Origin of the sequence: Paenibacillus tritici, from assembly GCF_013204885.1 — a bacterium.
Lineage (GTDB): Bacteria > Bacillota > Bacilli > Paenibacillales > Paenibacillaceae > Paenibacillus_AQ > Paenibacillus_AQ tritici.
Window position 1 is genome coordinate 351921 of record NZ_JABMKX010000001.1, and the last position, 20303, is coordinate 372223.

18 protein-coding genes are annotated in these 20303 nt (G+C 49.5%); 8 read left to right on the forward strand and 10 right to left on the reverse strand.

All coding sequences use genetic code 11. The features are described from left to right. Nucleotides 1-104: 104 nt before the first annotated feature. From HQN87_RS01650 to HQN87_RS01660, 3 genes are read left to right on the forward strand one after another with little or no spacing between them, the layout of a single operon-like run. Entirely contained in the window at nucleotides 105-491 is a 387-nt protein-coding gene (locus tag HQN87_RS01650) for a GntR family transcriptional regulator (RefSeq protein ID WP_173126722.1), read from the forward strand. After that, a complete protein-coding gene (locus tag HQN87_RS01655) occupies nucleotides 481-1344 on the forward strand; it encodes an ABC transporter ATP-binding protein (protein ID WP_173126725.1) in 864 nt (287 codons plus the stop codon). The genes HQN87_RS01650 and HQN87_RS01655 overlap by 11 nt, the downstream gene beginning before the upstream one ends. A gap of 1 nt (nucleotide 1345) precedes the next feature. After that, nucleotides 1346-1984, forward strand: coding sequence for an ABC-2 transporter permease (locus HQN87_RS01660; RefSeq protein WP_173126728.1), 639 nt, complete (start codon nucleotides 1346-1348; stop codon nucleotides 1982-1984). Here the strand turns inward: HQN87_RS01660 and HQN87_RS01665 are convergent. Continuing rightward, nucleotides 1963-2487 (reverse strand): MepB family protein, encoded by a 525-nt coding sequence (locus tag HQN87_RS01665; RefSeq protein ID WP_173126731.1) that lies wholly within the window; start codon nucleotides 2485-2487, stop codon nucleotides 1963-1965. The genes HQN87_RS01660 and HQN87_RS01665 overlap by 22 nt on opposite strands. A 27-nt stretch (nucleotides 2488-2514) precedes the next feature. Continuing rightward, the gene (locus HQN87_RS01670) at nucleotides 2515-2730 is read right to left on the reverse strand and encodes a hypothetical protein (protein ID WP_173126733.1); all 216 of its coding nucleotides are present in this window, start codon (nucleotides 2728-2730) and stop codon (nucleotides 2515-2517) included. Between the two features lie 107 nt (nucleotides 2731-2837). Between HQN87_RS01670 and HQN87_RS01675 the strand changes: the two genes are divergently transcribed. Next, entirely contained in the window at nucleotides 2838-4763 is a 1926-nt protein-coding gene (locus HQN87_RS01675) for a serine hydrolase domain-containing protein (RefSeq protein WP_173126736.1), read from the forward strand. A gap of 183 nt (nucleotides 4764-4946) precedes the next feature. Here the strand turns inward: HQN87_RS01675 and HQN87_RS01680 are convergent, their stop codons facing one another. After that, nucleotides 4947-5423, reverse strand: a complete 477-nt coding sequence (locus tag HQN87_RS01680; RefSeq protein ID WP_173127650.1) for a MarR family transcriptional regulator — start codon at nucleotides 5421-5423, stop codon at nucleotides 4947-4949. A gap of 235 nt (nucleotides 5424-5658) precedes the next feature. Here HQN87_RS01680 and HQN87_RS01685 point away from each other — a divergent pair, with 235 nt between their 5' ends. Beyond that, nucleotides 5659-6114: a RidA family protein gene (locus HQN87_RS01685; protein ID WP_254075312.1), complete on the forward strand. Its 456-nt coding sequence runs from the start codon at nucleotides 5659-5661 to the stop codon at nucleotides 6112-6114. 24 nt (nucleotides 6115-6138) lie between these two features. Next, a complete protein-coding gene (locus tag HQN87_RS01690; protein ID WP_173126737.1) occupies nucleotides 6139-7635 on the forward strand; it encodes a monooxygenase in 1497 nt (498 codons plus the stop codon). A gap of 149 nt (nucleotides 7636-7784) precedes the next feature. Here the strand turns inward: HQN87_RS01690 and HQN87_RS01695 are convergent, their stop codons facing one another. The 5 genes from HQN87_RS01695 to HQN87_RS01715 form a co-directional block, all read right to left on the reverse strand. Continuing rightward, entirely contained in the window at nucleotides 7785-8708 is a 924-nt protein-coding gene (locus HQN87_RS01695; protein ID WP_173126740.1) for a carbohydrate ABC transporter permease, read from the reverse strand. 17 nt (nucleotides 8709-8725) lie between these two features. Next, nucleotides 8726-9688, reverse strand: a complete 963-nt coding sequence (locus HQN87_RS01700) for an ABC transporter permease (RefSeq protein WP_246553588.1) — start codon at nucleotides 9686-9688, stop codon at nucleotides 8726-8728. Between the two features lie 121 nt (nucleotides 9689-9809). Continuing rightward, nucleotides 9810-11492, reverse strand: a complete 1683-nt coding sequence (locus HQN87_RS01705; RefSeq protein ID WP_173126744.1) for an ABC transporter substrate-binding protein — start codon at nucleotides 11490-11492, stop codon at nucleotides 9810-9812. Nucleotides 11493-11607: 115 nt separating this feature from the next. Continuing rightward, a complete protein-coding gene (locus HQN87_RS01710; RefSeq protein ID WP_173126747.1) occupies nucleotides 11608-13350 on the reverse strand; it encodes a sensor histidine kinase in 1743 nt (580 codons plus the stop codon). A gap of 18 nt (nucleotides 13351-13368) precedes the next feature. Continuing rightward, complete coding sequence (locus HQN87_RS01715) at nucleotides 13369-14922, reverse strand: response regulator (RefSeq protein ID WP_367272653.1); 1554 nt, start codon at nucleotides 14920-14922, stop codon at nucleotides 13369-13371. 390 nt (nucleotides 14923-15312) lie between these two features. On the opposite strand from HQN87_RS01715, the gene HQN87_RS01720 reads away from it, so the two are divergent. Next, nucleotides 15313-15546: a hypothetical protein gene (locus tag HQN87_RS01720; RefSeq protein ID WP_254075314.1), complete on the forward strand. Its 234-nt coding sequence runs from the start codon at nucleotides 15313-15315 to the stop codon at nucleotides 15544-15546. Nucleotides 15547-15667: 121 nt separating this feature from the next. Here the strand turns inward: HQN87_RS01720 and HQN87_RS01725 are convergent, their stop codons facing one another. Then, nucleotides 15668-16675 carry an SUMF1/EgtB/PvdO family nonheme iron enzyme gene (locus tag HQN87_RS01725; RefSeq protein WP_216857096.1) on the reverse strand — a complete coding sequence of 336 codons (1008 nt, stop codon included), beginning with the start codon at nucleotides 16673-16675 and terminating at the stop codon, nucleotides 15668-15670. Between the two features lie 83 nt (nucleotides 16676-16758). Between HQN87_RS01725 and HQN87_RS01730 the strand changes: the two genes are divergently transcribed. After that, nucleotides 16759-18042, forward strand: coding sequence for a hypothetical protein (locus tag HQN87_RS01730; protein ID WP_173126758.1), 1284 nt, complete (start codon nucleotides 16759-16761; stop codon nucleotides 18040-18042). 82 nt (nucleotides 18043-18124) lie between these two features. Here the strand turns inward: HQN87_RS01730 and HQN87_RS01735 are convergent, their stop codons facing one another. Continuing rightward, nucleotides 18125-20185 (reverse strand): methyl-accepting chemotaxis protein, encoded by a 2061-nt coding sequence (locus tag HQN87_RS01735; RefSeq protein WP_173126762.1) that lies wholly within the window; start codon nucleotides 20183-20185, stop codon nucleotides 18125-18127. Nucleotides 20186-20303 lie beyond the last annotated feature (118 nt).

Below are 20303 nucleotides of genomic sequence, written 5' to 3' on the forward strand. Positions count from 1 at the left end.
TGTATGTCATAAGAGTATGGTTATTTAGCAGGTTTACAAAAACCAATAGATCAGTTATATTGTACTGGTACAATAAGTACACTGTTCGCACAAGGAGGAAGCGTGTGGAGATCATCATCAGCAGCAACAGAAACAAGCCCATTTATGAACAGATCACTTCACAGATCAAAGGCAAGATTATGAGTGGGGAGCTTCAGGCGGGAGATTCCATTCCTTCGATGCGCGCCTTGGCCAAGTCCATTCAGGTCAGTGTAATTACGGTGCAAAAGGCTTATGAGGAGCTGCAGCGCGACGGATTCATCGACACTACGGTGGGGCGCGGAAGCTTTGTCTCCGCCGTGAGCCGGGATGTATTTCAGGAAGAGCAGCAGAAGCAGGCAGATGAGCATCTGAGACAAGCCGCAGAAATCGCCCATGCGGGCGGAATCAAACTGGAGAAGATGGTTGAGATGCTGACTATCTTTTATAAGGAGGGTAATCATGAATCTTAGTTTAGAAATAACCGGGCTGACCAAGTCCTATGTTGATTCTGATTTTGTGCTGGACGATGTATCCTTCTCCATTCCCAGCGGAACGATTATGGGGTTCGTGGGGGAGAATGGGGCCGGTAAGACGACAACCATCAAATCTATATTGAATACCGTTCATAAGGACAGCGGGACGATCCGGCTGATGGGCCAGGAGATGACGGATAGAGACACTGCATTACGCGAAGACATCGGGGTTGTACTTGATTCTGCTAATTTCCCGGAGGTATTGACCCCAGGCAAGCTTGCTAAGGTAATGCGCGGAATCTACAGGCAATGGGATCAGGCGCTCTACGTGAGGCTTACGGACAAGTTCGCCCTGCCAATGAATAGAAAGATCAAGGAATTCTCCCGGGGCATGACGATGAAGCTTGCCATAGCCGCCGCCATGTCGCATCATCCCAAGCTGCTGATCCTTGATGAAGCGACCTCAGGCCTCGACCCTGTGACCAGAGAGGAGATACTGGAGGTATTCCTGGAGTTCGTAGAGGATGAGCGCCACGCCATACTGATGTCCTCCCATATCACAAGCGACCTTGAGAAAATTGCCGATCATATCACCTTCATTCATCAAGGGAAGATTATTCTGACAGCAGTGAAAGATGAGCTGATCTATGACTATGGTGTTGCCCGCTGCACAAGAGAACAGTTCAAGCGGATTGCGGAAGGAGATCGGCTGACTTATAGAGTAAGGGAGCATCAGATTGATGTGCTGGTCGAGGATAAACAAGGCTTTGGACAGAAGTACAGCGGCGTTACGGTGGATCAGGTATCCATTGATGAGATTCTGCTGCTGCTCGTAAAGGGGGAGAAATAATATGCGCGGGCTGCTGTTAAATAATTATTACTCACTGCAAAATAACATCAAATCCTCCCTCGGCATTGCGCTGCTTCTGTCGCTGGTTTCCTTTGCCGGGGTGGATCACAGCGTACTGAATGCAGTCATCGCGGCGCAGATTTGGATTTTTGTGTTGAGCATCGGGGCCTCCCTGCAGATGGATGAGGCTTCTAAATGGAACCGGTTTGAACTCACCATGCCGATCAGAAGGAAAACGGTCATCCATGCGAAGTATTTGTCCTTCCTGATGTTAATCCTCATGGGCACCGCTGTAAGTCTGGTGACTCTGGCATTAACCTATGTAAGCAAGGGAGACATAGCACATTTGAACCTGTCCACCGGGTATACCTTCGGTTTATCTTTATCTATCTCCACACTGGCGATCTATTATCCGGTCATTCTTAAATTCGGTGTGGAAAAAAGCGAGCAGATGGTGATGATATCGGCAGGGCTATCGCTGGGCCTTCGTTTCCTGGTGTGGATGCTGCTGAACCTGTATAGGGACGATGTGAACTTTAATGGTCCTGAGACCGGGTATGCCACCCTGATCCCTGCTGTATTCCTGTTCGCAGTGTCATATCTGATTGCCGTGCGGATTCATCGGAATAAAGAATTCTGATACAACGAGGTTAACACCTGCATATGGTGATTGTTCATCGGATCAACTCTTCCGAAATAAGGGAGCTGCCAGGTCTGAGTAGCTGAAGCCTGCTTATTGGTGACGGTATCCCAGGCCGGATATACCCGTATCGCCATTTTACCCGGTGCATTATCGGTTGCCAGCACGCCATGCATTTTCAGCAGGTCTTTGGGAAAAACAAACTGTCCAAGCTCCCCGCTGACGGGGTGGAAGGTGTTAATGACCAGCAAATCAGGGGCATCGGCATAGGAGAAGGCCTGGTTTTTACGCTCGGCATTTTTTTCCCACATCGCGACAAATTGACCGGTCTTCGTGGGGGTAATTTTGGCAACCCGAAACCGGACCGACAGGGCACCCAGTTGGAATGTACCCGCTCCATATTCGGCATTCTGCGGTTCTTCACGTATGGAATCTGCAATGAAGCCGGCTGGCGCGTACAAGGTTTCATTAATATAAGCTAAGGTGGTGTGGAATTTATTCATAAGTAAGCCCTTCTCCCATAAAGGTGATCATGTTGCTTCTATTAAAGATACTATATAAGAAGCACTAAAGAAAATAACAAAAAGCAAAGAAGCGGAGGGGAAATTTGGAACTGTAGGAGCGGTAGCGACCGCCTTTGTCACCGGATTTCCACCGCCAAGAGCGATATTAATCCAGAAATCTGGGGACAACAGCGGCCGGAAGTCCAAATGTTCACCGCAGTGACGACGAAGCTTCAAGTTCAAATCTTAAGTGCTCCTTATACGCGAAGGAAATTTCCCGGTAATCGTTGAGATTTTTTGTTAGAATAGGAGGGCTGCATGATTTTACTCGACTAAAGGAGAGGTCTTATTTGTTGAAAAGAAGCATTACAATCATGCTCGCGGCACTATTGCTGCTATCGGGCAGCCTTACAGCATTTGCAGCTGAGCAAGGCAGCGGCGGAGCAGGGGGAGCTACCCCGTCCGGCATTCCGCTGACCAGTCTGGAAGCTTTTGTCGACGATTATGTAAAAGAGTACATAGGGAAGCAGACCGTAGGCGCATCCGTGGTTATGGTGAAGGATGGACAGGTGGTTCTGTCCAAGGGGTATGGCTATGCCGATGTGGAGCAGCAGATCCCCGTCACCCCGGATACGGTCATGGAATGGGGCTCCATCAGCAAGCTTGCTGTATGGGCATCCGTAATGCAGCTGGCGGAGCAGGGCAAACTGGACCTGAATCAAGATGTCCGTAAGCTGCTGCCGGAGAATTTCCTGAAGAAGCTGAAATACGATGAGCCGATTACGATGCTGAATCTGATGAATCACAATGCCGGATTTGAAGAGTATATGTTCGATATGGCCTACCAGTCTCCTGAGGAAGTGCGGTCACTGGAAGAGGGGCTGAAGCTGGCCCAGCCCGCACAGATCTACAGACCCGGAGAGGTAGTCGCTTATTCTAACTATGGCAACTCACTGGCTGCCTATATTGTGGAGCGCATCAGCGGACAACCGTATCATGAATACGTCCAGCAGCATGTTTTTGAGCCGCTGGGTATGAAGCATTCCATGGCGTATTCTGTGGTGGAAGACCGCCCGGAGCTGCTGGAGCATAAGGCCAAGGGATACTTCTTCGCCGGACCAGGCTCCTTCAATCAAGGGTCATGGAATTATATGTCCATGTACCCGAACGGCGGAAATAACGGGACGGCTGAGGATCTGGCCAAGTTCGCCATGGCCTTCATGCCTGCCGCCGGAGAGCAATCTCCGCTGTTTCAGAAGTCAGGAACGCTGGATACGATGCTGACCCGCAGTCATTCCGCTGCTGAAGACATGCCGGGCATCGCCCACGGGTTCTGGGAGTATCCGGGAGTTCACCGGACGCTGGGGCATGGCGGGAACACGATTGCTTTTGCCACCAATCTTATGCTGGTGCCTGAAGACCGGTTTGCAGTCGTGATTATGACGAATCAGGCGGGCGAATCCCATATTGTTCATGGTCTGACCAAAGCAGTAGTGGGACAGAGAGCGCAGACGGAGGCAGCGGTTCTGCCGGACGTATCAGAGGTAGAAGGCCGATTCGTGGCAGCGCGCCGTCCCGGACATGGCTTCATGAAGCTGTTCCCTTATCTGACGATGATGAAGCTTGAGCCACAGGGAGCAGATCAGCTTAAGGTGTCACTTGCCGGGATGAGCGGAAGCTATCAGCAGGTTCAGCCTTACCTCTATGCGAAGACGGGCGGAGATTCAGGGCTGGATGCCTGGCCGATGCTGTATGCCAAAGTCAGTGAGGGGAAGGTAGAGGCCGTCTCGGTGTATACCTCCGATTATCTGCCGCTGTCTCCGGGCCGGTCCATGCCGTTACTAATTCTAAGTGCAGTACTTGCGGCTCTGGCCATCGTCTATTTCGCAATCGCTCCATTTGTATTGTTGGTACAGGCACTTCTGAGTAAAAGGAAAGCTAGTCGTAACCGTCCTGCACCCCGTTCCGCCAACCGGAAGCTGACGACCGGGCTGACTTTTACCGGTACCGGTCTGGTAGCGAATAATCTGGTGCTGGCCTTACGCATGCTCAGCAACAATGAACGTGCCTATGCGGAGGTGTATCCGCAGATCATAGTGAATATTGCACTGACCGGACTGGCTGCACTGCTTATCGCTGCGCTGTTTCTAACCAGGAAGAGGCACCTGACTCCGTCGCCTGCTTCAACGGCCCGTTATCCTTGGTCCGTCATCGTGCCCATGGTGATGATGGCAATTCTACTGACCCAGCTTGTATTCTGGGAATTTTACAGTTAAGCAGCAGGGGAAGGGCGGAGAAGCGGCTATCTGAACCCCACGTGTGCGACAATCATCTGTTCGTGGCGATCGACAGAATACCTTTCATTTTCTGTATAAATGGCTACGCTGTCCTTAAGAGGATAGCGTAGCCGTTTTCATTTCTGCAATGGGCTCTAACCTATGTACAATTCATTGGGTTCGTTAGCGATAGAAGTCCACCATATCTCCAAACAGCCGTTTAATAAATTCGAGCTCGCTTTCGTTATATCTTTCCAAAAATTCGTACATTCTTTGCTTTTCCTTCGCATGAAGCCCCTCATGAGCAGCAAATAGCTTTTTGCCGATAGGCGTTAGCCGAAAATACACTTCCTTTTTGTTGTCGTTGAACTGGGCTTTTCGCACCCAACCTGCCTTTAGTAATTTATTTGCGATCTTGGAGGTATTTCCTTTACTTAAATTGATTCTCTCCGCGATGGAAGTGAGATTGATCGGCTCCTGCTCTCCGATGCACGCAATGGTGTGCAGCTCCGTCATATTCAAGCTGAATTCTGATTCAATATGCTTCCGGATATCCTTCAGGTATGTGGCAGTTATTCGGGTTTCATATTGCTCTTTTTGCTCAAGAAACTGAACGAAAAATTCATGAATGGCAGTTTTGTTTTTACTGGCAGTATCCATCATTATGCTGGCTCCTCGACTTATTTGTTTTATTATATCATATATTGTTCTCTGAGAAACATACGGGCATACCCATATTGGGATTGGGGTTGACATGGTAAAGAATAAACAAGTAAAATGATATTGTTTCGTATGAAACTAAAATTTTATATAATTTTCATCACACTTGTTTTAACAGGCAATAAAAAAGGTTCTAACGAAACAATAATTGATGAAGGAGGTTTGCCGGAAATACTTGTCCACTTTTCAAGAGGGAATTTATAAATATGGAAATGGAGCATACCTGCCTATGGAAGCCGTAAATCCGAAGACCTTGACGGATAAGGTTACATCTGTAATTTCTCATGTCGTGGTAACTACTGCCTCCAAATTGGCCTTCATCTCAGGTCAGGTTTCTGTAGATGAAACAGGATCATTGGTCGGTTCAGGGGACTATTACGCGCAAGCGATTCAAGTGTTCACCAACCTTAAGTATGCATTGGAAGCCGTGCAAGCGGATCCCTTGTACATTGTAAAAATGAATATTTTTGTTGTAAACCACAACCCGGAATTGATTTCGATTATTTTTGAGGCAGGATTTCAAGTGTTTGGCCCTAACTGGCCGAAGACAGCAAGTACCTATATAGGCGTTCAAGCACTAGCCGATCCTGAATGGCTTATCGAAATAGACGCTATCGTGATCTTCCCATAATGTTTAAGAAAAGAGGGGTTTGATATGAAATATGAAGTCATCCTGATCGGTGGCGGGCCTGTCGGCATGATGCTGGCCGGGGAATTGGCATTAGCCGGTGTAAAGGTCTGCGTCATTGAGCGATTAAAAGAGACAACCCCTTATTCACGTGCGCTTACCGTACATCCTCGAACTCTTGAAATATTAGATATGCGTGGAGTGAAATCACAATTAATCAGTCAAGGCCGCTTACTTTCGAGAGGACATTTCGCCGGATTAGAAACTCCTTTGGATTTCACGGTGTTGGATTCTTCTTCCAATCACACTCTCTTTTTACCGCAGAGTGAGACGGAGAAGGTGTTGGAGGAATGGGCGCTTAGCCTTGGCGCAGAGGTCTGGAGAGAGGTTGAGGCTCTATCTGTACACCAGGATGAGGATGGGGTTGACGTTAAGATCGCAGGACCTCATGGAGAAACAACGTTAAGATCAGCTTATGTGGTAGGTACGGATGGAGCCAGAAGTTTGGTTCGCAAGCATGCAAATATAACATATGAAGGTACAGATGCGACCTTCACGGCGATTCTGGGGGATGCCGTTCTATCTGATTTGGCTCCTATGAGTGTCATATCCCGGATTACAGAAAAAGGATTGGTCAGTATCATGCCGATCAATGATCATATGTATCGGGTCTTGATGATCGATATGGAGAGACGTAACATCTCTAAGGATGAGCCCGTTACATTGGAAGAGTTTCGTTCATCGCTCATCCGTACGACCGGAAGCGATCTGGGATTGAACGATGTGAAATGGATGTCCCGTTTCGGAAATGCGACGCGGCAAGCTGGACGCTATCGGAATGGTCGATTGTTCTTGGCGGGAGATTCGGCGCACATTCATTTTCCCGCTGGTGGACAGGGAATGAACGTCGGCTTACAAGAAGCGATGAACTTAGGCTGGAAGCTTGCAGGAGCAATCAAAGGCTGGGCTCCGGACTGGCTATTGGACAGTTATCATGCCGAACGCTTTCCATGGAATACGGCCTTGCTCCGGAATACCGAGGTCCAAACCCTGCTTCTGGACGTGACTCCCCCTATCACGGAACTTCGAAGCATGTTAGCTAAACTGATTCAAATACCGGAGGCTAATTATCAAATCGCCGCACAAGTTTCCGCAATGGATGTACATTATGATCCAGACGCCGAAGCGCCTCCCCATCCTTTAAATGGGAAACGTTTCAAGGATCTAAGCTTAAAGCTGAAAGACGGGCCATTGATTAACGCCTATCCGTTACTACACAAAGGTACTTTTCTTCTGCTGCATTTCCATTCTAATGAACAGAATAGCAGTCAATGGGAAACATATAGCAACCTTCAAGTTGTACATGCCTCTTTGGCTGAGGCTGACGCGGATTGGAACGACGTCCACACGGCGCTTATTCGCCCGGATGGACATATTGCCTGGGCGATTCCTCTATCCGTTCCAAATCCAATGCAAACCATAAATGAAGGAATCACTCGCTGGTGCGGAGACAGTACCGTGTAGTAATTCGTTCGAGGTGAGTAACTGATTCGCTGCGACGTTCAAGGATCTAATGAATTAGGGCTTGCAATTAAAAACAAGCGACCCTCCAGAGGCTGACAGCCCCGGTGGATCGCTTGTTTGTGTTAACGGTATTATTTGGCCCGTAAGACTTAGCCTTTGACCCCGCCGACAACCATCCCTTTGACGAAATACTTCTGCAGGAACGGATAGACGATGATAATCGGTACACTGGCCACAATGGTCATCGTGGCACGGATAGAGGTCGGTGTAACGGTCGCTTTGTTGCCCTGCGCGTTCGCAAAGGCATCGGCAGCCGAGGAACTGGACATCGCGGTGTTGGACGTAGACAGCATCTTCATTAGCTCATACTGGAGCGTACTCAGGTTCGGCATGGATGAGTTATACAGGAAGACGTCGAACCAGGAGTTCCACTGATAGACCGCTACGAACAAGGAGACAGTAGCCAGAGCCGGAACCGTCAGCGGGAGTACAATACGCGAGAACGTAATGAAGTCTCCGGCGCCGTCGATTTTGGCGGATTCCATCAGCCCCTCAGGCAGTGCCTCGATGAAGGAACGAATGACAATCATATTAAATACGCCGATGATGCCCGGAATAATATAGACCCAGAAGGTATTAAGCATATTCAGCTCTTTGATCAGCAGGTAGCCCGGGATCAGACCGCCGCTGAAGTACATGGTGAAGATGAATGTGACAGACACAAACTTCTTCAGCTTATATTCCGGGCGGCTGACCGTATAGGCAAGCATCGCTGTACAGAATACGGAGACCACAGTCCCGACAATCGTCCGTGCTGCGGAGATGAAGGTCGAATAGAAAATGTTGGATTCACTGAACACATACTCAAAGTTCCGCAGTGTCCATTCCCGCGGCCAGATATAGATATCCCCACGGACGGAGTCATTCGCTTCATTGAATGATAGAGCAAACATATTCAGGAACGGGTAGAGGGTGACAGTCACCAAGAGAATCATGAAGACCGTATTGCAGATATCAAAGATCCGGTCACCTAATGAAGAATTCCGGTATGAATTAGCTTTGGATTTAGCCATAACTTGTGTCCTCCTTTCTAGTACAATCTGCTTTCGCCCATACGTTTGGCGATATTATTGGCTGCGATCAAGAAAATGAAGCTGACCAGCGTTTTGAACATACCCGCTGCGGTGGCAAGCCCGAAGTTATTCATCTGCATCCCGTACTTCAGTACGAAGATATCCAGATTCTCCGAGTAGTCGAGGTTCATCCCGTTACCTAATAGGTACTGCGCCTCGAAGCCGGACTCCAGAATATGGCCCAGGTTCATGATCAGAATCAGCACGATAACCGGCTTGATACCCGGCAGGGTAATATAGAACATTCTTTGCAGACGGGAAGCCCCGTCAATCTCAGCTGCTTCATATTGAGAAGGGTCGATGGAGGTGATGGCTGCCAGATAGATGATGGTGTTCCAGCCGACATTCTTCCAGACCTCCGTAACCCCGAGTATTCCCCAGAAGTACTTGCCTTCGCCCAGCCACAGAATTGGATGATCAATAAGCTGCATTTTGACCAGCAGCACATTGATGATCCCTTCCGGTGCCAGTGCCATTTGCACGATATTAGCTGCTACGACCCAGGAGATAAAGTAAGGCAGGTAGCTGATCGTCTGCACGGTGCGCTTGAAGAATATATTACGCAGCTCATTCAGCAGAAGGGCCAGCACAATGGCCGTTACAAAACCCAGTACCAGGTTAATGGAGCTCATAACCAGAGTGTTACGAAGTACGCGGTAGAACTGCGGTTCCTGGAATAGGAACTTGAAATTATCCCAGCCGACCCACTTCTGGTCGAACAGATCCTTGGCTGGCTTGAATTTCTGAAAAGCAATCGTCCATCCCCATAGCGGGAGGTATTTGAATACAATCACCCATAACAGAAAGGGCAGTGACATCAGCATCAGCATTTTTTGTTTAGATAGCTCTTTAAAAAAAGATTTGAAGCGCGAAGTGCCGGTGTTATTCGATTTTGCCAACTGCACAGCGGTTTTCCCCACCTGTACCGTCCCCTTTCCTAGCTCCATATTCTCTATTTGCTAACCAGTGTAAGTGTAGAAGGGAAAAGTGAAGGCGAGCTTCACTTTTCCCGGTTCATCATGCTTGCGGTCAGCGCTCAGCTTACCACTTGCCCTCAACGCGGGCTTTTACCTTGTTAGTCATGAATTCTTCGTAGCCCTTAGCATCGAGCTTGTTGTATTCGGCCAGGTATTCATTCCAGACCTTTTCAAATTGGCCAGGGGCAGCCAGCACCATGCGAGGATAGTACTTCTGCTGCAAATCGCCGGCTCTCTGGCTGAATAGCTGCTCAGGGGAGCCCGGTTCTTTCTCAATACTCCAGGCAGGGTACCATGGACGCTCTACCGGCTCGGCATAGAAGTCGGAGAAGGTCTTCAGGTTGTAGGCCTTCAGCAGTGTTTTGTCGCCTTCGGTGTAGTTGATGGCTGCAACTTCCGGCTGGTTGAACGGAACATGGGCATTTCCGTCATCATACACGGAGTTGTCGCCATAACGCGGCCATTCATAATCGAAATAAGCGAAGCCAAATTTACGTTTGAAATCATTGTCGTTGCGGTTTGTCAGCTGTTCTTCGCTCATCACCATACGGCCTTCAGCGTTCTTAGTATAAGTTTCGCCTTCAATGCCCCACTCTACTAGCTTCTGGTTCTCATCGGTCAGCAGGTTGTCGAAATACTTGATGATGCGAACCGGGTCCTTCGCGCTGACAGAGATGCCCAGCCCGCGGTTGTTCACGAAGGAAGGAGGATCAACATAAGCGTCTTTAATGCCTTCGTCAAATACGATAGGAAGGGCAACGTAACGCAGGTCGTCATTACCAGCGGATCTCAGGTTGTTAGTGGCGTCGTTGATCTGCCAGGAATAGTTGACATATCCAAGTACACGGCCGGAGGTCAGCTTCGCCAGATACTGGTCTTTGTTCGCTGTGAACGTCTCAGGGTCAACCAGACCCTTGCCGTTCATTTCGTTCAATTTGGCCAGCCAGCGCTTCTCATCTTCGGTTCCTTGATACAGCTTGGCTTCATGAGACTCCATGTCCACCAGGACGCCGCCTTCATTCGGATAACCGGCCAGATGCATTGGCTGGTTGGTGATGGTGAAGAATTCACCGGCTGTACCGGCGAAGGTGGCGAAGCCGATAGTGTCTTTGCCATCCACCTTAGGGTACTTAGCTTGGTATTTCTCAATCAGGTCAAAGTACTGGTCAAGCGTTTTCACTTCCGGGTAACCGAATTCCTTAAGGACGCGTCTCTGCATCCAGAAGGTGCTGCTAGGGTCCGGCGGCGACAAGTATCCGTTTACATTTGCAGTGAAGGGAAGGATATAGATGTTGCCGTCTTCATTGGTGATCTTGTTCATGTAGTCGCCGTAGACACGCTTGATATTAGGACCATACTTCTCAATCAGATCATTAAGCGGAATGTATGCACCGGCGTCGAGCAGCTTGGCCAGCTCGCCGACTGGAGAGATGACATCAGGATAGTCGCCTCCGGCAATCATAACACCGGACTTGGTGCTTCCATCGCCAACTACGTATTCCATTTTCCAGTCTACACCTGTCTGTTCCTGAAGCTTCTTACCGATGGTGGTATCACTGGCCATGGTATCCTTGTTGGCCCCGAAGCCGAAGTAAGTGAATGTTACCGGTTCTGTGCTGACTTCGCTGTTTTCTCCGCCGGATGCGCTGTTCTTTTCCCCTGAGTTGCCGTTTGAGCAGCCAACTACAAGGAGTGCCGAAGCCATAACAACAGCCAGTCCGGTTTGCAACCATTTCTTTGTACGCATTTCATATCCCCTTTCTTTACTTTGTGCTATTGAACATCCTCATTATAAAAGAAAGCGTTTAACTTTGTTACAGGGCAAACCTTAGATCAGTCTTTGAATAATTAAGAAACAGGCTTTATTTATTATGGAGCGGCAGCCTGAGCATGATGCGTGTTCCCGCTCCAGGCTCGCTGGTGATAGTGAAGGTGAAGGATTCGCCGTAGTATATTCTCAGCCGTGTAATCACATTTTTCATACCGATGGAGTCTCCCATAGCCGAAGTGTCCTCGAAGTAATGCTGAAGCTCCCGGATTTTCTCCTGATCCATTCCCACGCCATTATCCGCGATAACGAACACGATCTGACCGTTCTCCTGGGCGATCTGAATGTTGATATAGCCGATCCCGGGGATATTCTCAATGCCATGAATACTGGCGTTCTCCACATAAGGCAGGAAGGCCATCTTCGGAATCTCGATGCCCAGCAAGGACTGGTCCACCTCGATGTGATATTCAAGCTTGTTGTCGAAGCGGTATTTCTGAATCTCCAGGAAGCTTTCGATCAACTCAAGCTCCTCGCGGATCGTAACGAAGCTGCTCTTCCACATGATTGATTTGCGGAAGATCTTCGCCATGTTCTGGATCGTCCGGGCCGTCTGGGTCTCGCCCTTCATCATACTCCGCATCCGGATGGTCTCCAGTGCATTGAACAGGAAGTGGGGATTAATCTGGCTGTGCAGCGCATGAAGCTGAGCCTGCCGCTGCCGCAGCTCCAGCTCCTTCTTCTGAATCTCCGCTACATACACATCATTGATCAGATTCTCGATCCGTTTGCTCATCCGGTTGAATTCTACCGTAAGCTCACCGATCTCATCCCGCTCCAGGTGATAGGGTATCAGACCGAAATTTTTGTCCTTTACGGACTTCATGTGCTTCAGGATGTTTTTGATACGTGTGTGGATCGAACGGGACATGATCACGATCACTAGGGTAGGCACAAGGAAGTTAATCCCGGCAAACCACAGGATAAATTGGCCCGATTGTCTGACATCGGACAGAATGAGCGCTTCATCCAGCACGCCGTAGACGGACCATCCGCTCAAATAACGGTTGTTCTGGTAGGTCTTGCCGATTACGATGGCCTGCTTCGGCTTCGGAATCTCATTTGTGGTCAGGGCTTGTCCTGCAGCAACCAGCTTGCTGGGCGTACCGCTGGAGAGACGGCCGAAGCGCGCTTGGCCGGAAGGGTCGAGAATATAGAAATCCCCGCTGAAGCTGGATAAGTCCAGAATCTGCCGGATATAATTCATATTCAGATCAATTTTGAATACATGCTCATAGGTCTCAAGCCGGCGGTCTGTAAGTCTTTGGATGATACTGATACTGTCTGGCGTAACGTAGAGATGGGGATGTGTATTGCTGAATTGACTGATCTGTTTATACCAGTCCTGATTCCGCATCTCATCCTCAAGTTGTATGATATGTCCCGAGGACAGAACGGTCGGATTGTCCGTCATAATGACAGAGGAGCTCATGATTTTATTCTCCTTGTCGGTGCGGTTGAACAGATTCGAGATGGCATTCAGCGACTCCACATAACGGTCCGTGGACGCATAGGTCGTGTTCAGATGTTGGGTGAGCTGCCTGTCAATGGAGTAGAGGTAGGAGATGCCTGCTGCATCTTCAATAACTGTCCTCAGCTCGGCTTGTAACAGAGTCATCGCCTGCTCGGCATCCGCGGTCTTCTGATTCTTGATATTGGCAGTGGTTACCCGGTAGAACATCACATTGGTCAGGATGATTGGAATGAACACGCATACAATGTAGATGACGATCAGCTTGCTTCTAAGCTTCATATGATTCAGACGAAAGTTGAACACGGAAGGGAGCCTCCTTATTTATTGCCCGATCATCAGATTGCGGTAATCGGTAGGCGTCATATTCTCAAGCTTTTCGAACTGGGTGGCGAAATAATCAGCATTCTGGAAGCCGACCAGCTCAGCAATTTCGTACATCCGTTTCTTGGTCTGGCGCAGCAGGCGTTTCGCTTCCTCAATCCGCAGCGTCAGCAGGTATTCATTGAAATACACTCCGTAGGTTTTGCGGAATAACTGCCCGAGGTAGACCGGATTCATGTCGAAATCGGAAGCAATCCCCTTCAGGTAGATGTTTTCCCGGTAATGACCGTCGATGTATTTTTTTATTTTTTCAATATTTCCTTCGCTTTTGCCGCCGCGTTTCTCTGCGATATATTCAGCGGCCTCACCGATAAAAAGCTGAAAAACCTGCTTCAGCTGATGCAGATTACGGTACTTAAGCGGCCAGTGGAGCAGCTCCGTCATCCATTGCAGCGTGTTCTCATCGCCTTCAAGCTGGCGGATAATGTTGATGATGGCAATCATACTGCGCCGGATTGTGTTCGTGACAGCCCCCGGTGCGAAGTGGCGTTCCTGAAACAGGGTGAATATGGCGTCAACCACCGTGCTGTAGCCTACGGCGTTATTGGCTTCCACCTCATAGATGAGCTTGCTGTGCAGCCCTTCATCAATATCAAAGTAATATAAAGGCAGCTCAAGCAGCTCGTCCGCCATATAAATGCCTTGGAAACCGGCGGCAAACCGGTAATTCAGGCATTTCTCGGCACTGGCGCCGGACACAACAATCTGCTTCAGATGACTTACCTTATGGCCTATAAAGAAAGCCAGGGTGGTTCCAGCCTCCCGCTCCAGTGTATCCAGCAGGTTGCTATAGCTGCTCCGTTCCCCGCGATTCCGCTCATCCATCCACAGCTCAGGCACGATAATGCCGTATTGGTTATTCGTGCGCACATGAAGGAGCAGCGTCTGTACCTCCTGCCGGAAATAATGCTGCAGCGAGGTCTTCAGAGCAGGCATATAATCCATTTCGCCGGGTGGAAGCTGGTCCTGGACTTCAGCAATGACATACGTATAGGAAGAGGAGAGCGGTAGCTCCAGCGCATAGGCAATCCGTTCCATGACCTGATCATCGGGCTGCGTCTGCAGCAGGCTTTCGATGACCGTTTCAACCAGCGGCTTTTCCTTAGTGATGGAGAGGAGCTGCTTCTGATTCAGCGTACGGGTGATCTTGTTCAGGGCGGCGGTAAGTTCCTGTTCGTCAACCGGCTTGAGGATGTAGTCGGAGACATTGTAACGGAAGGCTTGCTGGGCATAAGAGAAATCAGCGTATCCGCTTAGAATAATAAATATCGGCTGCTGCTTAAGCTCCGTCTTCACCTTCTGGATCAGACCCAGACCATCCAGCACAGGCATGCGGATATCGGCAATGACCAGCTCCGGGTTCAATTGTTCAATCAGGGTAAGCGCTTGCTCCCCGTTCTCGGCTTCCCCGCAAATTTCGAATTGCAGCGAGCACTCATTCAATATCTTGATTAAGCCCTTCCGCACAAAAATTTCATCATCTACAATCAGCACTTTATACAATATATTTCCTCCTTCGGGTTATTCTGGCTGAAAGTGAGCTATACCAAGGTTAAGCTGTAGTGAAATCATTATAAGCAATGTTTAGTCAGAAGTTAACTGCCGATGTTAAAATCTCCAACGAAAGACAAGATACTTAAGCTCGTATAGGGCTGTAAATGGGAGCATATGACCGTACTTTTACGAACCGGCAGGCTGAGTCCGGGTCTTCTGCGCTCAGCACTGCTCACTCCGTATGAGGCATGATGCTCCCCGTTGGGGTCTGCGCGGCTTTGCCGTATAATAATAAACATTACGCCGGACGTAATCATCTGCGCTTCACCACCCGGCATTTGAAATCAAGCATCAGGAAGGGAATGAAGATTGTTGACTTATACGAAACTGTTGGAACGAAAAGGCGAAATTCTCAAGAAAACCATGGAAACCTGGATAATGAAAGAGAATCGTGACGGCCTGGACCGTCAAGAAGCCCATATCTACAGGAATATGGTCAAGGAGCTTCATCAGAATGAGCAGGAACTCCATGTGGCACGTGTGGAAGAACTGGATCAGACGCCGGATTCCGGGGCGGATGGAGCAGACTCTACTCCGCGCGAGCGTATATCGCAGAGTGTGTGAGCTAAGCAGCCTTTGAGACACTGATAACTAATAAAATGGAAAAAGCCGCCCGGCTTCGCTTGATGCGAAGGAAGGGCGGCTTTTGGACGTCTTAGTGAGGACGTCTCATTAACTATTACTTCTACAGCCTGATCACCCGCCGGTACACCAGGCAATCCATCAGCTCTGGCCAATCCAGCTCGCTCTCATAAGGATCGCGGAAAGCGGTCGCAGTTGGGAGATACCCGGTGGCAACGCCAAGTCCGCCGTGCAGATTGCAGCCGCCGTCGCCGCCTTTGCCAGTTATACCGTCCGGTGTCAGGACCAGCTCTTTCTTATAAGGGTCGCCGGGGAAGCAGAGGCCAAGCGCGTTCGGCAGCTCTAGCGGATACGGGTCCTCAGCATTAGCCTCCCCTGAACCCGACACATGCCTGAGGCGCATGGATTCGTCAATCTCCTCGCCCCACGGAAATAATGTCCGGGCACCCGCGCTGTACAGATATTCCCATTCGTCCTCGCTTGGCAGGCTGAATCCCTCTGGCAGCTCCGATTCCACCCATTCTTCGAACGTCTCACTATCGTCGAACAGATACAGGATGATCTGTCCGCCGTCCCGTTCAAGACGGAAATACTGGGAGTATTCATAGCTGGTGTGCGGAGCCTGACGGAACTCCTCTATGGCTTCGAGAATATCCCCGTCTTCTTCAGGGTCCAGCCCTTCAACCGCATACTCATACCAGCCTGCCGAGATGGGGGGACGCTGCACCAGCATCGGATGGATCACGGCTTCGCGAAGCGGGGACATCGGGGCATGGGAATGAGCCTCTGCCCGGCCCAGGGTCACCGAGTCACCCGGCACGAACACATATTCACTGCCCTCATACAAGAAGATCCCAGTTTCCAAAGACTGGCCGTAACGTTCGAACCTTTCTAACCGCAGCCACTCGAAGCCAGCGGGTAGCTGGTTAAGCACTTCCTGCATCGCATGAATTTTCTCTTTAACTGTTAATTGTCCCCATGCGGCACGGTCCCATGCTACCATGTCATCTTCTCCTCCCGGGAATTCGGCATTGTCAGCCTGTTTACTGTCATTGTAATGGACAGCCCGGGTTACTGGCAAACCAGCCGGGTATGCTGCTGCTCTATCCATTTATTACCCTGTCCTTATGGTCTGCGTGATCATATAATAATTCAGATTGGAACATTAATACATAGCAAAAGAGGGATAGGATTATGTTATCAAAACGCTTCAAGTTTTTCACTGCTGCATTTGCTCTGTTACTGGCTGCACAGGTGCTGGTTCCAGGGCGCTCGTCGGCTGCCGGGAAGGTCATTGAACAGTTGCCTACGCCGGAATGGAGCTATACGTTGCCGGATGGTCTTAGCTTCTGGGGCACTATAGACACCCTACAGAGCAATAAGCGGATGTTCATTCCGCTGCTTAAGACCGTAACCGTATCTCCTTCCAAGAAGAAGACTTCCGGCATGTTGTACGCATCCATTGACCGCATACAAGGTTCTGCCAACTGGGTATATGACTATTCGGACATGGCCAACGACCAGCCTTTTACTGCTCATGGTTTGTATTCTGTCAGTAACGGCTACACCTATGTCTACAAAAAGAAAGGCGGTATTCCCTACGATCTCACCGCTGTCGATCCGAACGGCAAACGGAAATGGACCAAAACGATAACGGATTCCTACTCGCCGCTGTTGCTGGATAACGGAAATATTAGTATTCGGTCCGGACTAAGTGTCAACACAAAAACTATTGCTTTTACCGAATACAATCAGGACGGGAAGCAGGTAAGCAAGCTTAAGCTGACCGGCAAATGGGCCACAGGGATACTGGAGCTGCTTCCGAACGGGTACGTCGTGCATACACTGCTGGATAAACAAAACAAGGTCCTTGGGATCAACGTATACCGCAGTCTAACTGCGTTGACAACACCGCTGGCTACATACACTGTTCCCAAAACAGTGACCAACCCCTATTTCCAGGTGCATCTGCTTCGCGGCGGGTCGTTCCTGATTCAGATGAGCAGCGCGGATACCTGGCTGTTACTCGGCTATGACGCAAACGGCGCCAAGAAGTGGGTGCGTACCTTGAACAAAGCGGATCACATCAATACGACAGGCAACAACTACCTGATTAAGAGCGACAACGTCTACAGACTGTACAGCAAAGACAACCAATTGCTTGGTAAGCAGCAGATCGGTGAAGCCGGGGACCGCGAATGGTACTACAGGATAACGCCATCGGGCGAGATTACGGTCGAGAAGCAGTACCAATGGCAGGAGCGTCCGGCTGTGATTGATCCTGAGACCTTTGAGGGAGATATAGCGAAGGAAGATTTCTATGTGCTTGACCCGGCGAACCTGCAGATCAAATATCATCTCTCCACAAGCTGGCATGACTACGAAACCGGGCATAATTACATTTATGCAGGAGGCGGGGAGCTGTACATTACGAGGAGCTATGCGCCTAAGACCATAACCAAATATATGTTAAAGTAGTACCGAACCGGGCTTAAGCCTCCGAATGACAAAAACATCGCCAAGTGAGTATCTCTACTTGGCGATGTTTTTGCGTATCCTTTTATTCCAGCTTGAACTGCCGCAGTTCTTCCTCCAGCTTCTGTGAGATTTGGCTCAGCTCTCTGGACAGTTCAGCTACCTGCTCAATACTGCCGAGCTGCTCCTGTGTATTGGCACTGACCTCTTCAGTGGAGGCAGAATTCTCCTCAGTCGTCGAAGAGATGATCTCGATCGCCTGCAGAATCTCATCCTTATGCTTGTGGACAATAGAAGTGTTATTGCTGATTTGCAGCATCCGTACCTTCAGTTCCTCGAGGTCACTGTTCAGGCTAAAGAAGACCTGCTTGGCATTCTCTACGGATTTGGCATTCTCCTCAGCAATCGTAAGGCCAAGAGTAGTGTGTTCTACGGATAGGCTTGTTTTTTCCTCAATGGCGCTGACCTTCTTGTGAATTTCCTCGGTAGCCCGAGCTGTCTGCTCGGCAAGCTTACGCACCTCACCGGCCACCACGGCAAAACCTCTGCCATGTTCACCTGCCCGGGCAGCTTCAATGGAAGCATTGAGGGCGAGCAAATTGGTCTGGGTGGCAATTTGATTCACTGTGCCTACGATGCCCGAAATCTCATGACGGCTCAGATCAATATCCTCAATGAGCGATGACATCGCCTGTGTGGATGTGTGATTGTCTTCTGCGGCTTTGGAGAGCTGCTCCACCAAGTCCAGACCCGAACTGCTGAGCTGGGCTGAGGTCTGTACCATAGTTCCTACAGCCTGGGCATCACTGGTGATTTCGTTGATTTGATCCGATAATGCACTAGTTTTGTGAAGGATGCTCTCTGATTCAGCCGACTGGTAATTGGTGGCATTCGCAATTTCATTGATGGCCGTGGCCGTTTCATTCATGGTTATGGCTGTTTTCGTAGAAATGGCTTGCAGGTTATGGGAGGACTGGGTAAGCGCCTGAGTAGTGGTATGAATCACCCGGATCATGCCCTGAATCTTCTGGACCATGTTAGCCATACCCTGTGCAATTTGCCCGATCTCGTTGCCCGAGCGTTCATCGAATTGAACCGTCAGATCCCCGTCTTCCATCCGCTTGATCTTGGCGAGCAGCTTGGGGATGGAGCGTAACAGGTAACGGAGGGTAATGTAAGAGATGATCACGAGCAGAAGGGCAGCAGCGGCGAAACCGCAGATAGTGATCCAGGTGAAGGATTCTAGCGGGCTAAGTGCCTCTTGCTGCGTAATGGTCAGGCCTACGGACCACCCTGTATCCTTACTGGTGTCATAACCGATATACCGTTGTTCACCGTTGTAATGAATTAACTCTACGCCGGCTTCCCCGTTAATCATTTTTTTGCCGATGGCTCCGAGATCTCCTGAGCTGTCCGTGATTTTTTCCTTCAGCACTTTGGCTTCATCCGGGTGGTACAGAATATCGCCTGACCGGGTGGCCAGAAGGGAGAAGCCGGTGCTTCCCAGAGAATAGCTCTGCATGATGGCCGGGATGTCATTGAAGGCAATATCTGCGGCAATGAAGCCGATCAGCTCATTACTCTCACTCCTAATCGGATAGAATATCCCCATAAGCATGGTGCCGTTGTTGACATCGGCATAGGGTTCTGAATAATACAGACCCTCGGATTCAGAGACGGGCTTGAAGTAAGGGCGTGAGCGGATATCGAAGTCAGACTTGGAGGCCGCCCCATCATTTTGGAGAAAATATCCCTTCCCGGAGAGACCGGCAACCCAGACATCGGCGAAGGAGGGCTCCGACTTGACAATGGCCGCCAGGGTTGCTAGTGTTTCTGCGGCATGAGGCGAGGTGGTCAAGTTGTCTGGTGTGGTGCTTTCAATATATTTTTTGAAAATCGTGTTCGTGGACATTTGCTGGACCAGTGATCCTTTTTCTTTGAACAAAGCATCAAATTGGTTGACAATACCTTGCGTTTTGGTCCTAAGGATTGACTCCTGCTGGTCGACCAGAATAGTTCTGGTACTGGAATAAAAGAAAGTACCCAGAATGGAGAAGACGACAAGAATAATGACTAGCAGTACAATGGCCAATGTGTTAGCGATGCTGGATGAGCGGAGTGGCCGCTTTTTAATTAAATGTGACATAGGTCATCTCCCAGATGCGTATTAGAGCAAATGCTCTTAGGTAATATGTCGGAATTTTGTCGATATTTCTGTAGAGGAACGACAAAAACTCTCCACCTTGTATTAAGATGGAGAGCTT